The organism is Pseudomonas sp. DC3200b2 (assembly GCF_049895785.1).
Lineage (GTDB): Bacteria > Pseudomonadota > Gammaproteobacteria > Pseudomonadales > Pseudomonadaceae > Aquipseudomonas > Aquipseudomonas massiliensis.
On the sequence record NZ_JAFCTA010000001.1, the window covers coordinates 1,013,324 to 1,028,411 of the forward strand.

Genomic DNA, 15,088 nt, shown 5'->3' on the forward strand with positions numbered 1-15,088 from the left:
GAGGCGGCCATGACCCCGGAAGTCGCGACAGATATATTTCGTGAGGCGCTCTGGCTTACCACACTGATGGTCGCCATCCTGGTGCTGCCTGGGTTGCTGGTGGGCCTGGTGGTGGCCATGTTCCAGGCGGCGACCCAGATCAACGAACAGACCCTGAGCTTCCTTCCCCGCATGGTGGTGATGCTGATAACGCTGATCGTGCTTGGGCCGTGGATTGTGCGAGAGTTCATGGACTACATGACAGGCCTGTACAGCAGCATTCCGGGCCTGATCGGCTGACCATGCTACAGCTGACTGACGTTCAGATCGGCACCTGGGTGGCAAGCTTCATTCTGCCGCTGTTTCGGGTCGCCGGCCTGCTGATGACCATGCCGTTGTTTGGCGGCAACATGGTGTCGACGCGGATCCGGCTATATCTGGCCGTGGCCATTACCCTGGTGATCGTCCCCGGCCTGCCGCCCATGCCGCAGGTCCAGGCCCTGGACCTCAGCGGCCTGCTGTTGGTGGCGGAGCAGATCATCGTGGGCGCGCTCATGGGCCTGTCGATTCATCTGTTGTTCCAGGCTTTCGTCATCGCGGGCCAGATTGTCGCTATCCAGATGGGCATGGCGTTCGCCTCGATGATCGACCCGACCAACGGGGTAAACGTGGCAGTGGTGAGTCAGTTCTTCAACATGCTGGTGACCCTGCTGTTCTTGAGCATGAATGGGCACTTGGTGGTATTCGAGGTGCTCACCGACAGTTTCCGTACGTTGCCGGTGGGCAATGCCCTGTTCACCGCGCAGTATTGGGACCTGGTTACCCGCATTGGCTGGGTGCTGGGAGCTTCGATCCTGCTGGTGCTGCCCGCGATCACCGCGCTGCTGGTGGTGAACATCGCCCTGGGCGTAATGACCCGAGCGGCCCCCCAACTCAATATCTTCTCGGTGGGCATGCCCATGACACTGGTGCTGGGCATGGTGATCCTGTGGATCAACATGGCCGACATTCTCAGTCAGTATCAGCCCTTGGCAACCGAGGCCTTGCGCTGGCTGCGTGAACTGACCCAAGCGAGGTGAGGCCATGGCCGAGAGCGAGAGCGGCGCGGACAAAACAGAAGACCCCACGGAGAAACGCAAGAAAGACTCTCGGGAGAAGGGTGAGATAACCCGCTCCAAGGAGCTCAATACCTTCGTGGTCATGCTGGCGGGCGTGTGCGCGCTGCTGGCCTTCGGTGGCGCCTTGGCCGAGACCTTGATGGGCATCATGAAGTACAACTTCAGCCTGCGCCGTGACGTGTTGATGGACACCAACCAGATGGCCTTCTTCCTGTTCAACTCCGGTCGCATGGCTTTGGCTGGTACGCAGCCGATTCTGATCATTTTGCTGCTGGCGGCGATCGTCGGCCCGATCTGCCTGGGCGGCTGGCTGTTCGCCGCGGGTTCACTGGCGCCCAAGTTCAGTCGGATGAACCCAGCCAGCGGGCTCAAGCGCATGTTTTCCAAGCATGCGGTCACCGAGTTGCTCAAGGCCTTGGGCAAGTTCGGCGTGACCATGGCGGTGGCCGTATGGGTGCTCAAGCGCGATCAGCCTGAATTGTTGGCGCTGGCCCATGAGCCCTTGGAGCAGGCCATGGCCCACGCCATCCACGTAGTGGGCTGGAGCTCGCTGTACATGGCCCTTGGTCTGTTGATCATTGCCGCTATCGACGTGCCCTTGCAACTGTACCAGGGCAAGGAAAAGCTGAAGATGACCAAGCAGGAGGTCAAGGACGAGCACAAGGACGCCGAAGGACGGCCTGAAGTGAAAGGCCGCATTCGCCAGATGCAGCGGGAAATGTCCCAGCGGCGGATGATGGCCAACATTCCCCGGGCTGACGTGATCATTACCAACCCCACGCACTTCGCGGTCGCGCTCAAGTACGACGCCGACAGTGGCGGGGCGCCCATGCTGCTGGCCAAGGGGGTGGACATGGTCGCGCTGAAGATCCGCGAGATAGGCGTGGCCCACGAGGTGCAGGTCCTCGAATCGCCGGCCCTGGCTCGCTCGATCTATTACTCCACGGAACTGGACCAGCAGATTCCCGCTGGGCTCTACCTGGCGGTGGCCCAGGTGCTGGCGTATGTGTACCAGATCCGCCAATACCGCCCCGGCACCGGCCGCCGCCCCGAGCCACCCAAGGATATGCCGATTCCGGCGGACCTCCAGCGCGACGAAAGTGGTGAAGCGCCCAAACCCTCGCCCGGAAGCGCCGGCTAGGGCCTGATCCGCCATGAATACCCCTGAACTCAAACCCATTCATTGGACAGCGAGGCAATCACGGTAGGAGCTAGCGCCAGCTAGCGAAAAAGCTTTCTGACCGAGCCCAATTCGTCAGCTGCGCTGACTCCCACTGGTGAACCGAACCCTATTTGTTGGACATTTCGGTGGTCAGCCGTGTCCAACACCAGCAGTCGCCAGCTCCTGCCGGCCGCGCATATTTCAAGGTCACCGACGAACCGTCACCCCCAGCATTGAACGCTCCTCGGCAGCAAGTGCCAAAACTGGAGAGCTTCTTGCACTACCCCCCGTCAGAACGCATACGCGTCAAAAGTTTGTGGGGAACAAGAGATGGCGGTTGATCGCACACAATTACTGAGCAGCGCGCGGAGCCTGAGCCAGGGCAATCTTGGGGTGCCCTTGTTGCTGCTGATTCTGTTGGCAATGATGACATTGCCGATACCTCCGTTCTTGCTGGACGTGTTCTTCACTTTCAATATCGCCTTGTCCATCGTGGTGTTGCTGGTGTGCGTCTATGCCATGCGTCCGCTGGACTTCGCGGTATTTCCCACGATTTTGCTGGTGGCCACGCTGTTGCGTCTGGCCCTGAACGTGGCCTCCACGCGGGTGGTGATGCTTCATGGCCATGAAGGACATCAAGCGGCGGGCAAGGTGATCCAGGCGTTCGGCGAGGTCGTGATCGGCGGTAACTACGTGGTCGGTGGCGTGGTCTTCGCCATCCTCATGATCATCAACTTCGTGGTAGTGACCAAGGGCGCGGGACGGATTTCGGAAGTGAGCGCGCGTTTCACTCTCGATGCCATGCCGGGTAAGCAGATGGCCATTGACGCCGACCTCAACGCCGGGCTCATCGATCAGGCCGCGGCCAAGGCGCGCCGCGCCGAGGTCGCCCAGGAGGCCGAGTTCTATGGCTCCATGGATGGTGCCAGCAAGTTCGTTCGCGGCGACGCCATCGCAGGCCTGCTCATTCTTTTCATCAACCTGATCGGTGGCATGGCCATCGGTATTCTCCAGCATGGCCTGACCTTCGCCGATGCTGGTACCACCTATGCCCTGTTGACCATCGGTGACGGCCTGGTGGCCCAGTTGCCTTCGCTGCTGCTGTCCTGTGCCGCGGCCATCATGGTGACCCGCGCCTCGGGTTCGGAAGAGATGGGCAAGCAGATCAGCCGTCAAATGTTCGACTCGCCCAAGGCCCTGGCCGTGTCGGCCGGCCTGATGGCCGTCATGGGGCTGGTGCCGGGCATGCCTCACCTGGCATTCCTGTCCCTGGCCGCCGTTGCGGGTGGCGGCGCCTATCTGCTCTGGAAGAAAAAGAACCAGGTCAAACTCGAAGCGGCCGCGGAAATCCAGCGCCAGCAAGAACTGCTGCCTTCGCCGCAACGGTCCCAGGAAACCAAGGAACTGGGTTGGGATGATGTCACCCCCATCGACATGATCGGCCTGGAAGTGGGCTATCGCCTGATTCCGCTGGTTGACCGCAACCAGGGTGGGCAATTGCTGGCACGGATCAAGGGCGTGCGCAAGAAGCTTTCCCAGGACTTGGGGTTCCTTATGCCCACGGTGCATATCCGCGATAACCTGGACCTGGCGCCCAGTGCCTACCGATTGACGCTCATGGGGGTCATCCTGGCGGAAGCCGAGATCTACCCCGACCGCGAACTGGCCATCAACCCCGGCCAGGTCTTCGGCTCGCTCAATGGTATTCAGGCGCGCGACCCGGCCTTCGGCCTGGAAGCGGTATGGATCGAAGTCAGTGCCCGCAGCCAGGCTCAATCCCTGGGCTACACCGTGGTGGATGCCAGCACGGTGGTTGCCACTCACCTGAACCAGATCCTGCAAAAGCACGCCCACGAGCTGATCGGACATGAGGAAGTACAGCAATTGCTTCAGGTGTTGGCCAAGGGGTCACCGAAACTGGCCGAAGAATTGGTGCCCGGTGTCATCAGCCTGTCTGCTTTACTGAAGGTGCTGCAGGCCTTGCTGGCCGAGCAAGTGCCGGTGAGGGACATCCGCAGCATCGCCGAAGCCATCGCCAACAGCGGCATCCGGAGTCAAGATACCGCCGCGCTTGTGGCTGCGGTTCGAGCCGGTTTGTCTCGTGCCATCGTGCAAAGCATTGTAGGCACTGAGTCTCAGCTCCCGGTCATTACCCTGGAGCCGAAGTTGGAACAGATATTGCTCAATAGTATTCACAAGGCTGGTCAGGGTCAGGAAGAAGGCGTTTTGCTGGAGCCGAGCATGGCGGAGCGGTTGCAACGGTCCTTGATCGAAGCGGCCCAGCGTCAGGAAATGCAAGGGCAGCCGGCGATACTGCTGGTGGCCGGGCCGATCCGCACGATGTTGTCGAGGTTCGGGCGATTGGCGGTTCCGAACCTGCATGTGTTGGCCTACCAGGAAATACCGGATAACAAACAAGTGACGATCGTTGCGACAGTAGGGCCCAACGGCTGAGGTAGCGGGATATGCAAGTGAAGCGTTTTTTCGCCGCGGATATGCGTCAAGCCATGAAACTGGTGCGTGACGAGCTGGGCGCTGACGCCGCGATCATCGGTAACCGCCGGATCGCCGGTGGCGTCGAGCTTACCGCCGCGCTGGATTACAAGCTGTCGGCCCTGGCGCCGCGCGTACCGAACATGGAACTCGAGGACGAGTTGCGCAAGACGCAGTCGCGCATCGTGTCGGCCCAGGCGGAATTGGATACCCGCAGCGCCAGCGACGGCGTGACCAACCGTCAATTGTTCGCCGGCTTGCCCCTGACCGCGCCCGAGCCGCTGATCGAGCCTACCCTCAACGAAGCGCCCCGTCCGGCGGCCCCGGCCACGCCTGCTCCGGCGGCGGTGGACCAGCGCCTGTTCGACTCCATGCGCTCCGAACTGTCCGGCCTGCGCGAGCTGCTGGAAGTCCAGCTTGGCTCTCTGGCCTGGACCCAGCTGCAAGGCAGCCGCCCGGAGCAGGCGACCCTCTGGCGCAAGTTGCAGCGCATCGGCCTGTCAGGGCCTCTGGCGCGTGACCTGCTGGCTCAGGTGGAAGGCATCGCCGAGCCGCGTCAGGCCTGGCGCATGTTGCTGGCCCACTTGGCCCGGATGATCGCCACGCCCCAGACCGAGCCTTTGGAAGAGGGCGGGGTCATTGCCATGGTCGGCCCGGCCGGCATGGGCAAGACCACCACCCTGGCCAAGCTGGCGGCGCGATATGTACTCAAATACGGCGCGCAGAATATTGCCCTGGTGAGCATGGACAGTTTCCGTATCGGCGCCCAGGAACAACTCAAGACCCTCGGTCGCATCCTCAATGTGCCGGTGACCCACGTCGATCCTGGCCAATCCCTGGCCCAGGCGCTGGAACCACTGCTACGCAAGCGCGTGGTGCTGATCGATACCGCGGGCCTGCAAGCCAGTGACCCGGCCCTCAAACTGCAGCTCGAAAGCCTGGCGGGACGCGGCATTCGCTCGCGCAATTACCTGGTGCTGGCCACGACCAGCCAGAAGCAAGTGTTGACGGCTGCTTACCATAGTTACAAGCGTTGTGGCCTCGCAGGCTGTATCCTCACCAAGCTCGACGAAACGGCGAGCCTTGGCGAGGTGCTCAGCCTGGCGATCAGTCATGATCTGCCGGTGGCCTACCTGACCGATGGCCCGCGTATTCCGGACGACCTGCATCTGCCGCGCAAGCACCAGCTGGTGAGCCGGGCGGTAAGCGTGCAGATGCAAGAGGAGCCCAGCGAAGAGGCCATGGCCGACATGTTCGCGGACCTCTACCACAGCCCGAGCAAGCGCGCGGGTTGAGGTGATGAAGATGAAATGCATGCGCAAGTGGTTGCGCGACAGTACGCCCAAGGGCGTGCTGCTTGGCTTGGAACCTACCTGCACCGCGCGCAGTGCCGGTTCGCCCCAGGGGCGAGCGGGCCGTGGTGTAGCCAGCGGCTTAGTGACAGGGTAAAGAACGAATGGGCAGCATGCATCCCGTACAGGTGATCGCGGTGACCGGCGGCAAGGGCGGCGTCGGCAAGACAAACGTGTCAGTGAACCTATCGCTGGCACTGGCCGAACTCGGCCGGCGGGTGATGTTGCTGGACGCTGACCTGGGCCTGGCCAATGTCGACGTCTTGCTGGGGCTGACTCCCAAGCGCACCCTGGCCGACGTCATCGAGGGGCGTTGCGACCTGCGCGACGTGCTCTTGCAGGGACCGGGCGGGATCCGCATCGTGCCGGCCGCCTCGGGCACCCAGACCATGGTCCATCTCAGTCCGGCACAGCACGCCGGGCTGATCCAGGCGTTCAGCGAGATCGGCGACAACCTCGACGTGCTTGTGATCGACACCGCCGCGGGCATCGGTGACTCGGTTGTCAGTTTCGTGCGCGCCGCCCAGGAAGTATTGCTGGTAGTGTGCGATGAGCCCACCTCGATCACCGACGCCTACGCCCTGATCAAGCTGCTCAACCGCGACTACGGCATGAACCGCTTCCGAGTACTGGCGAACATGGCCCAGAGCCCGCAGGAAGGGCGCAACCTGTTCGCCAAGCTCACCAAGGTGACCGACCGCTTCCTGGACGTTGCGCTCCAGTACGTGGGCGCGGTGCCCTATGACGAGACCGTGCGCAAGGCTGTGCAGAAGCAGCGCGCCGTCTACGAAGCCTTCCCGCGGTCCAAGTGCGCCCTGGCCTTCAAGGCCATCGCGCAGAAAGTGGATACCTGGCCGCTGCCGGCCAACCCGCGGGGGCATCTCGAATTCTTCGTCGAACGTTTGGTACAGCAAACCAGTGCGGGGCCTGTCTCATGAGCGCCAGTGGATACCGGATGTACAACAATGCCTCTCGTCAGTCACAGCAGCACGAGCTGATTGAGCGCTATGCCCCCTTGGTCAAGCGCATTGCCTACCATCTGCTGGCGAGACTGCCCGCCAGCGTACAGGTCGAGGACCTGATCCAGGCAGGCATGATCGGCCTGCTCGAGGTGGCGAACAAGTACGACTCCACCAAGGGCGCGAGCTTCGAGACCTACGCCGGTATCCGCATTCGCGGCGCCATGCTCGACGAGGTGCGCAAGGGTGACTGGGCGCCACGCTCGGTGCATCGCAACACCCGCACCGTGAGCGAAGCCATCCGCCGGATCGAAGCTCGAACTGGCCGTGACGCTAAAGATCACGAGGTAGCTGCCGAACTCAACATGAAGCTGGAGGAATACTACGCCATCCTCAACGATACCCTGGGCAGTCGCTTGTTCAGTTTCGACGACCTATTGCAGGACGGCGAGCACGAAGGGCTGCACGAGGACGGCGCCAGTGGTAGCGGCGAGCCGGCCAGGGGGCTGGAGGACGAGCGCTTCCAGCGGGCCCTGGCCGATGCGATCGCCAACCTTCCGGAGCGCGAGCGCCTGGTGCTGTCGCTGTACTACGACGAGGAGCTCAACCTCAAGGAAATCGGCGAAGTCCTGGGCGTGAGCGAATCTCGTGTCAGCCAGCTGCACAGCCAGTGCGCGGCGCGCTTGCGCAGCCGCCTGGGTGAGTGGCGCAGCGCGCGCTGAGGCGCGGCGGCGCAACAGGATTTGGGGTGCCGTCGGTGCGCGAAAGGGCGCTTGGCGGCAAAAATGAAAGAGAATGCTGGAACGGTGTGCCGGCTGTGTGATATCACCGCCCGCCACGCCTGCTCAGGCAGTCGTGTAAGTGTGCAAAACCGGATTCGATTGACTGCACGTCCCGGAGCGGGCGTGTTTGAGACTGCTTGGAGGTTTACTTGGACAAGAACATGAAAATCCTTATCGTCGACGATTTTTCGACAATGAGGCGGATCATCAAGAACCTGTTGCGCGACCTGGGTTTCACCAATACCTCAGAGGCTGACGACGGGAATACGGCCTTGCCAATGCTCCAGAGCGGCGGTTTCGATTTCCTGGTCACGGACTGGAACATGCCGGGCATGACCGGTATCGAGTTGTTGCGCCAGGTGCGCGCCGACGAGCGTCTCAAGCATCTGCCGGTGCTGATGGTGACCGCCGAGGCCAAGCGCGAGCAGATCATCGAGGCGGCCCAGGCCGGCGTCAACGGCTATGTGGTCAAGCCTTTCACGGCCCAGGTGCTGAAAGAAAAGATCGAGAAGATCTTCGAGCGTGTCAACAGCTGAGGCCGCATAGGGGGCGCCATGGAGTCCAGTAATCTGCCGTTGGGTGACTTTGAGTCGACCCTGAAAACCCATGCCCGCCAGTTGGTCGAAAGCCTGGAGAAGGGTCAGTTCGGCGACGCGGTGCAGCTGATTCATCAGCTGAACCAGACGCGCGATCGTGGCCTGTACCAGGAAGTGGGCAAGCTGACACGCGAGCTGCACAGCGCCATCGTCAATTTCCAGATCGACCCTCGCTCGCCGCAGGCCGAGGAGGTATCACAGATCACGGATGCCACCGAGCGCCTTGACTATGTGGTGCGCCTGACGGAAAACGCCGCCAACCGCACCATGGACCTGGTGGAGCAGGCCACGCCCCTGGTCCATGACCTGGGCGAGGAAGCCCGTGCATTGCGGGTAGACTGGCAGCGCTTCATGCGTCGGGAGGTGGATGCCGATACCTTCCGTGACCTGGTCAAGCGCGTCGATGCTTTCCTGGCACGCAGTGAGAGCGATGCCGGGCGGCTATCCTCAAGCCTGAATGACATTCTCCTGGCCCAGGATTATCAGGACCTTACCGGCCAGGTGATCAAGCGCGTCACCGCCTTGGTGACGGATGTGGAATCGAACCTGCTCAAGCTGGTGCTGATGGCCAGCCAGGTGGACCGTTTCGCCGGTATCCAGCATGACCCGCAGAGCCTGCAGAGCGAAAAAAATCCACAAAAAGACGCTTCCCGGGGTGAAGGTCCGCAGATTCATGCCGATAAGCGTGAAGACGTCGTATCCGGCCAGGACGATGTGGATGACCTGCTTTCCAGCCTAGGGTTCTAACCCCTGAAGGGTGGGCTCATCGTACAGGCGCCCAAGGGCGCTATCCGAGCCGGATGCCAATTACCGATTTCCAGGGAGCACCCAAATGAGCTTCGGCGCCGATGAAGAAATCCTCCAGGACTTCCTGGTAGAGGCCGGCGAGATCCTCGAGCAGTTGTCCGAACAGTTGGTGGAGCTGGAAAGCCGGCCCGACGATGCGGATCTGCTCAATGCGATTTTTCGTGGTTTCCACACTGTTAAAGGTGGCGCCGGCTTCCTCCAGCTCAACGAGCTGGTGGAGTGCTGCCACATTGCCGAAAACGTGTTCGACATTCTGCGCAAGGGCGAACGCCGCGTGGATTCCGAGCTCATGGACGTGGTGCTTGAAGCACTTGATACCGTCAACAGCATGTTCGGTCAGGTACGCGAACGTTCGCCATTGACGCCCGCTACCCCCGAGCTGCTCGCGGCGCTCTCTCGCCTGGCCGAGCCGGCCGGTGCAGCGCCGGCGGCTATGGAGACTCCAGCCCCGGCACCGGCGCCAGTGATGGCCGCGCCTGCCGTCGCGCCGGCACCCAGCCCGGTCGTCGAGGCCCCCGTGGGCGATGACGAGATCAGCGACGCGGAGTTCGAGTCGCTGCTGGACCAGTTGCATGGCAAGGGGCAGTTCGCTCCTGAAGCCTTGGCGCCTGTCGCGGAGCCGGCGGCGGCTGCCTCTGCCAGCGATGAAATCACCGATGCGGAATTCGAAGCGCTGCTCGATCAGTTGCATGGCAAAGGCAGCTTCGCGGCCGACAACCTTCCGGAAGCGGCGCCGGCCGCACCGGCGGCTCCCGCCGCGCCAGTAGCCGGCGGTGAACTGATTACCGATCATGAATTCGAAGCGCTGCTCGACCAGCTTCATGGCAAAGGCAAGTTCAACGCCGAAGCCGCGGTGGTCGAAGCGCCCGCCGCTCCCCTGAGCAAGCCCGCCGCGGCAGCTCCGGCCCCCGCTCCCGTACCCAAGGCCGAGCCCGTTCGCCCGGCCACGCCGGCGCCAGCGGCGGCCCCAGCGGCAGCACGCCCGGCGGCCGGCGGTGAAAAGCCCGTTGCCAGCGAGGCGGAAACCACCGTGCGGGTCGATACCGCGCGACTGGACGAAATCATGAACATGGTGGGCGAGTTGGTGCTGGTGCGTAACCGCCTCGTGCGGCTGGGCCTCAACAGCGGCGACGAGGCCATGTCCAAAGCTGTCTCCAACCTCGATGTGGTCACGGCGGACTTGCAAACGTCGGTCATGAAGACCCGCATGCAGCCCATCAAGAAGGTGTTCGGCCGCTTCCCGCGCCTGGTTCGCGACCTGGCGCGCCAGCTCAAGAAGGAAATCAACCTGGAGCTGGTGGGTGAAGAAACCGACCTGGACAAGAACCTGGTAGAAGCCCTGGCCGACCCGCTGGTGCACTTGGTGCGCAATGCCGTGGATCATGGCGTGGAGATGCCGGAAGAGCGCGAGGCCGCGGGCAAGCCGCGTTCCGGCAAGGTCGTGCTGTCGGCGGAGCAGGAAGGTGATCACATTCTCTTGTCCATTTCCGACGACGGCAAGGGCATGGACCCCGCGGTACTGCGCGCCAAGGCCGTGGAAAAGGGCCTGATGGACAAGGACGCCGCGGACCGGCTGTCCGAGTCCGATTGCTACAACCTGATTTTCGCCCCCGGCTTCTCCACCAAGACCGAAATCTCCGACGTGTCTGGCCGTGGTGTGGGCATGGACGTGGTGAAGACCAAGATTTCCCAGCTCAACGGCTCGATCAATATCTACTCCGCCAAGGGGCAGGGCTCGAAGATTGTCATCAAGGTGCCGCTCACCCTGGCGATCATGCCTACCCTGATGGTCATGCTGGGCAACCAGGCCTTTGCTTTCCCCCTGGTGAGCGTGAACGAAATCTTCCATCTGGACCTGTCCCGCACCAACGTGGTCGACGGTCAGGAGGTGGTGGTGGTCCGGGACAAGGCATTGCCCCTGTTCTACCTCAAGCGCTGGCTGGTGCCTGGCGCCCAGGACAGCGAGCAGCGCGAGGGCCACGTGGTCATTCTCTCGGTGGGCACCCAGCGTATCGGCTTCGTCGTTGACCAGCTGGTGGGCCAGGAAGAGGTGGTCATCAAGCCGTTGGGCAAGATGCTCCAGGGCACGCCCGGGATGTCCGGGGCCACCATCACCGGTGATGGTCGCATCGCCTTGATCCTCGATGTGCCGAGCATGCTCAAGCGCTACGCCGCCCGGCGTATCTGATACCGCGGCCGCCGGCTTTCCGGGGTCGGCGGCCCGTAACGGAGTAACTATGTCACTCACAGTGCTGGTGGTGGACGATTCGGGGTTTTTCCGCCGCCGTCTCACGGAAATCCTTTCGCAAGACAGCAACATAAAGGTCGTCGGCACCGCCAGCAATGGCCGCGAAGCCATCGACCAGGCGCTGAGCCTAAAGCCTGACGTCATCACCATGGACTACGAAATGCCGATGATGGATGGCATTACCGCGGTCCGTCACATCATGCAGCGGTGCCCCACGCCCGTGTTGATGTTTTCCTCGCTTACCCATGAGGGCGCCCGGGTCACCCTGGATGCCCTGGATGCTGGAGCGGTGGATTACCTACCGAAGAATTTCGAGGACATCTCGCGCAACCCCGACAAGGTGCGGCAATTGCTGTGCGAGAAGGTCAACTCCATTGCCCGTAGCAATCGTCGCTTCTCTTCCCCCACGCCAGGCCATGGCTCGACCAGCGCTGCCGTCGCTACACCGGCGCCTCGGGAACCCCTGGGCAGCCGCGCGCCCGCGCGCCCGCTGGGTACGGCTTCGACTGCGCCCCTCGGACGGGCCGGTACCCCCGCGCCTGCCGCTACCGGCAACAGCCCGCCGCCCAAGCGCAAGGCCTACAAGTTGGTAGCCATCGGCACCTCCACGGGCGGGCCGGTAGCCTTGCAGCGAGTACTGACCCAGTTACCCGCCAACTTTCCGTCGCCCCTGGTGCTGATCCAGCATATGCCGGCGGCGTTCACCCGTGCTTTCGCCGAGCGTCTCGACAAGCTGTGCAAGATCAGCGTGAAAGAGGCCGAGGATGGCGATCAGTTGCGCCCGGGCCTTGCCCTGCTGGCGCCAGGCGGCAAGCAGATGATGGTGGACGCGCGCGGCACGGTGAAGATCCTTCCCGGCGATGAGCGCCTGAACTACAAACCCTGCGTGGACATCACCTTTGGCTCGGCGGCCAAGGCCTACGCAGACAAGGTGCTGGCGGTAGTGCTCACCGGCATGGGCGCCGATGGCCGGGAAGGCGCGCGCTTGCTCAAGCAGGTGGGTAGCCAGGTCTGGGCCCAGGATGAAGCCAGCTGTGTGATCTATGGCATGCCCATGGCTGTGGCCAAGGCTGGCCTGGCCGATGCCGTCTACAGCCTGGACGACATCGGGCGTTACCTGGCGGAGGGCTGCCAGTAATGGATGTACTGAGCCTGATTGGCATCATTCTGGCCTTCGTCGCCATTGTCGGCGGCAATTTTCTCGAGGGCGGTCATCTGCCGTCCCTGGTCAACGGGCCTGCCGCCCTGATAGTACTGGGCGGAACCCTGGCAGCGGCCTTGCTGCAGACGCCCATGAGCGCCTTCAAGCGTGCCTTGCAGATCCTTCCGTGGATTGTATTCCCGCCCCGGGTGGACATGGCCGGCGGCGTGGACAAGGTGGTGGGCTGGAGCCTGGTGGCGCGCAAGGAGGGCCTGCTCGGCCTGGAAAGCGTGGCTGACAGCGAGCCGGACAATTATGCCCGCAAAGGCCTGCAGTTGCTGGTAGACGGCGCCGAGCCGGAAGCGGTGCGCAGCGTCCTGGAGCTGGACTTCTTCACTCAGGAAAGCCGCGATATCCAGGCTTCCAAACTCTATGAATGCATGGGCGGCTATGCGCCTACCATCGGTATCATCGGCGCGGTGATGGGGCTTATCCACGTGATGGGCAACCTTGCCGACCCTTCCCAGTTGGGAAGTGGCATAGCTGTTGCTTTCGTCGCCACCATCTACGGTGTGGCGTCAGCCAACCTGGTGCTGCTGCCGGTGGCCAACAAGCTCAAGGCCTTGGCGCAGCGTCAGTCTCGCTATCGGGAAATGCTCCTGGAAGGGCTGCTCTCTATCGCGGAAGGCGAAAACCCCCGGTCCATCGAACTGAAGCTTCAGGGCTTCATGGAGTGACAGATGCGTCGTCGGCGGGTGGTTGAAGAACATGAGAATCATGAGCGGTGGCTGGTGTCCTACGCGGATTTCATCACCTTGCTGTTCGCCTTTTTCGTCGTGATGTACTCCATCTCATCGATCAACGAAGGCAAGTACAAAGTGCTGTCCGATGCCTTGGTGGGCGTCTTCAATGAACAGCAGCGCAGCCTCAAGCCCATTCCGATCGGCGACGAGCGGCCACGTACCACGCAGCCGGCCACGCCGTTGAATACCGAGAACGAAGAACCCGAAGCCGCCGTCGGCCAGGCGCAGGCCTTGCAAACCATCGCTGATGACGTGCGCAATGCCTTCGGCGACCTGATCGCCGCCGATCAATTGACGGTCCGTGGCAATGAGCTATGGATCGAGATCGAATTGAAATCCGGGCTGCTCTTCGGAAGCGGCGACGCTATTCCCAGTGACCGCGCCTTTGCCATCATCGAAAAAGTCGCTGGTATCTTGCAGCCCTTCGCCAATCCGGTTCATGTGGAAGGCTTCACTGACAACCAGCCGATTCGCACCGCCCAGTACCCGACCAACTGGGAATTGTCTTCGGCGCGAGCCTCCAGCATCGTGCGGATGCTGGCCATGGATGGTATCGATCCCGGACGCATGGCAGCGGTAGGCTATGGTGAATACCAACCGGTGGCGAGCAATGACAGCGCTGACGGTCGCGCGCGCAACAGGCGGGTGGTGCTGGTGATTTCGCGAAATCTGGAGGTGCGTCGCAGCCTGACCGGGTCGGGTACGGCCAACGCCACGCCCGATGCGGCGCTCAAGCGGGCTGGCACACAAAGTGCACCATCCGGGGCAGTATCGTCAGGCGCGGGCTCCGGAGTCAAAAGCCCGTCGCCGGCCTTGTAATTCAGTTATCGGAAACCCCACGCATGAGAGTCTGGGCAATCGCCAACCAAAAAGGTGGTGTCGGAAAAACCACCACCACAGTCGCACTTGCCGGCCTCTTGGCTGATGCGGGCAAGCGAGTGGTAGTGGTGGACCTGGACCCGCATGGCTCTTTGACCAGCTATTTCGGCAACGACCCCGACGGCCAGGAACACAGCTGTTTCGACCTGTTCCTGCATAAAGGCCACGTGCCTGAAGGGCTGCCTGGCCAATTGCTGCTACCGACCAACGAAGAGCGAATCTCCTTATTGCCATCCAGCACGGCGCTGGCGACCCTGGAGCGCCAATCGCCTGGCCAGAGCGGCCTTGGCTTGGTCGTGGCCAAAGCGCTGGCGCAACTCTGGCAGGATTTCGACTACGCGCTTATCGACAGCCCACCGCTGCTAGGCGTGCTCATGGTCAATGCCCTGGCAGCAAGCCAGCAGTTGGTAGTGCCTGTGCAAACCGAACACTTGGCGGTCAATGGCCTGGAACGCATGGTCAATACCCTGACCATGATCAACCGCTCGCGCAAGCAACCCTTGCCCTACAGCATCGTGCCGACCCTGTTCGACCGTCGGACCCAGGCATCGTTGGGGACCCTCAAGGTGCTTCGCGACCGCTGGCAGACCAGCGTGTGGGAAGGCTACATCCCGGTCGATACCCGTCTGCGCGATGCCAGCCGGGCTGGGCTGACGCCCTCGCGCTTCGATTCCAAGAGCCGAGGGGTGATCGCCTACCGTGCCTTGCTCAAGCATTTGCTTGGGCAACAACTTCTCACCCAGGTGGCCTGACATGAGCCGTCCCGTGG

14 protein-coding genes are annotated in these 15,088 nt (G+C 62.4%); all 14 read left to right on the forward strand.

Annotation, left to right across the window (positions count from 1 at the left end; translation table 11 throughout):
* Positions 1-9 precede the first annotated feature (9 nt).
* The 14 genes from fliQ to ACP691_RS04940 all read left to right on the forward strand — a co-directional run bounded on the left by fliQ (position 10) and on the right by ACP691_RS04940 (position 15,071).
* Complete coding sequence (gene fliQ / locus ACP691_RS04875; protein ID WP_426152696.1) at positions 10-279, forward strand: flagellar biosynthesis protein FliQ; 270 nt, start codon at positions 10-12, stop codon at positions 277-279.
* A complete protein-coding gene (fliR, locus tag ACP691_RS04880) occupies positions 276-1,058 on the forward strand; it encodes a flagellar biosynthetic protein FliR (protein WP_426153006.1) in 783 nt (260 codons plus the stop codon). Before fliQ ends, fliR begins: the two co-directional genes overlap by 4 nt.
* 4 nt (positions 1,059-1,062) lie before the next feature.
* A complete protein-coding gene (gene flhB / locus ACP691_RS04885) occupies positions 1,063-2,238 on the forward strand; it encodes a flagellar biosynthesis protein FlhB (RefSeq protein ID WP_426152698.1) in 1,176 nt (391 codons plus the stop codon).
* A 351-nt stretch (positions 2,239-2,589) separates the two neighbouring features.
* Positions 2,590-4,713: a flagellar biosynthesis protein FlhA gene (gene flhA, locus ACP691_RS04890; RefSeq protein WP_426152700.1), complete on the forward strand. Its 2,124-nt coding sequence runs from the start codon at positions 2,590-2,592 to the stop codon at positions 4,711-4,713.
* Positions 4,714-4,724: 11 nt separating this feature from the next.
* Positions 4,725-6,047 carry a flagellar biosynthesis protein FlhF gene (gene flhF / locus ACP691_RS04895; RefSeq protein ID WP_040262334.1) on the forward strand — a complete coding sequence of 441 codons (1,323 nt, stop codon included), beginning with the start codon at positions 4,725-4,727 and terminating at the stop codon, positions 6,045-6,047.
* Between the two features lie 161 nt (positions 6,048-6,208).
* Positions 6,209-7,042, forward strand: a complete 834-nt coding sequence (gene fleN, locus ACP691_RS04900) for a flagellar synthesis regulator FleN (protein ID WP_426152702.1) — start codon at positions 6,209-6,211, stop codon at positions 7,040-7,042.
* Positions 7,039-7,785 carry an RNA polymerase sigma factor FliA gene (fliA, locus tag ACP691_RS04905; RefSeq protein ID WP_426152704.1) on the forward strand — a complete coding sequence of 249 codons (747 nt, stop codon included), beginning with the start codon at positions 7,039-7,041 and terminating at the stop codon, positions 7,783-7,785. The genes fleN and fliA overlap by 4 nt, the downstream gene beginning before the upstream one ends.
* 221 nt (positions 7,786-8,006) lie before the next feature.
* Positions 8,007-8,381, forward strand: a complete 375-nt coding sequence (locus ACP691_RS04910) for a chemotaxis response regulator CheY (RefSeq protein ID WP_187375330.1) — start codon at positions 8,007-8,009, stop codon at positions 8,379-8,381.
* An 18-nt stretch (positions 8,382-8,399) separates the two neighbouring features.
* On the forward strand, positions 8,400-9,188 hold the full coding sequence (locus tag ACP691_RS04915; RefSeq protein WP_426152706.1) for a protein phosphatase CheZ: 789 nt from the start codon (positions 8,400-8,402) through the stop codon (positions 9,186-9,188).
* Positions 9,189-9,273: 85 nt separating this feature from the next.
* Positions 9,274-11,436, forward strand: a complete 2,163-nt coding sequence (locus ACP691_RS04920) for a chemotaxis protein CheA (protein ID WP_426152708.1) — start codon at positions 9,274-9,276, stop codon at positions 11,434-11,436.
* 49 nt (positions 11,437-11,485) lie between these two features.
* A complete protein-coding gene (locus ACP691_RS04925) occupies positions 11,486-12,634 on the forward strand; it encodes a protein-glutamate methylesterase/protein-glutamine glutaminase (RefSeq protein WP_426152710.1) in 1,149 nt (382 codons plus the stop codon).
* The gene (locus ACP691_RS04930; RefSeq protein ID WP_040262341.1) at positions 12,634-13,374 is read left to right on the forward strand and encodes a flagellar motor protein; all 741 of its coding nucleotides are present in this window, start codon (positions 12,634-12,636) and stop codon (positions 13,372-13,374) included. The genes ACP691_RS04925 and ACP691_RS04930 overlap by 1 nt, the downstream gene beginning before the upstream one ends.
* 3 nt (positions 13,375-13,377) lie before the next feature.
* Complete coding sequence (gene motD / locus ACP691_RS04935) at positions 13,378-14,259, forward strand: flagellar motor protein MotD (RefSeq protein WP_426152712.1); 882 nt, start codon at positions 13,378-13,380, stop codon at positions 14,257-14,259.
* A gap of 23 nt (positions 14,260-14,282) precedes the next feature.
* A complete protein-coding gene (locus ACP691_RS04940; RefSeq protein ID WP_426152714.1) occupies positions 14,283-15,071 on the forward strand; it encodes a ParA family protein in 789 nt (262 codons plus the stop codon).
* Positions 15,072-15,088: the final 17 nt, after the last annotated feature.

Coding starts and splice junctions, on each gene's coding strand:
- ACP691_RS04920 (WP_426152708.1), top strand. CDS start 9,274: ATGAGCTTCGGCGCCGATGAAGAAATCCTCCAGGACTTCCTGGTAGAG.
- ACP691_RS04940 (WP_426152714.1), top strand. CDS start 14,283: ATGAGAGTCTGGGCAATCGCCAACCAAAAAGGTGGTGTCGGAAAAACC.
- ACP691_RS04930 (WP_040262341.1), top strand. CDS start 12,634: ATGGATGTACTGAGCCTGATTGGCATCATTCTGGCCTTCGTCGCCATT.
- ACP691_RS04915 (WP_426152706.1), top strand. CDS start 8,400: ATGGAGTCCAGTAATCTGCCGTTGGGTGACTTTGAGTCGACCCTGAAA.
- fliQ (WP_426152696.1), top strand. CDS start 10: ATGACCCCGGAAGTCGCGACAGATATATTTCGTGAGGCGCTCTGGCTT.
- fliA (WP_426152704.1), top strand. CDS start 7,039: ATGAGCGCCAGTGGATACCGGATGTACAACAATGCCTCTCGTCAGTCA.
- flhA (WP_426152700.1), top strand. CDS start 2,590: ATGGCGGTTGATCGCACACAATTACTGAGCAGCGCGCGGAGCCTGAGC.
- flhB (WP_426152698.1), top strand. CDS start 1,063: ATGGCCGAGAGCGAGAGCGGCGCGGACAAAACAGAAGACCCCACGGAG.
- flhF (WP_040262334.1), top strand. CDS start 4,725: ATGCAAGTGAAGCGTTTTTTCGCCGCGGATATGCGTCAAGCCATGAAA.
- ACP691_RS04925 (WP_426152710.1), top strand. CDS start 11,486: ATGTCACTCACAGTGCTGGTGGTGGACGATTCGGGGTTTTTCCGCCGC.
- ACP691_RS04910 (WP_187375330.1), top strand. CDS start 8,007: ATGAAAATCCTTATCGTCGACGATTTTTCGACAATGAGGCGGATCATC.
- motD (WP_426152712.1), top strand. CDS start 13,378: ATGCGTCGTCGGCGGGTGGTTGAAGAACATGAGAATCATGAGCGGTGG.
- fleN (WP_426152702.1), top strand. CDS start 6,209: ATGGGCAGCATGCATCCCGTACAGGTGATCGCGGTGACCGGCGGCAAG.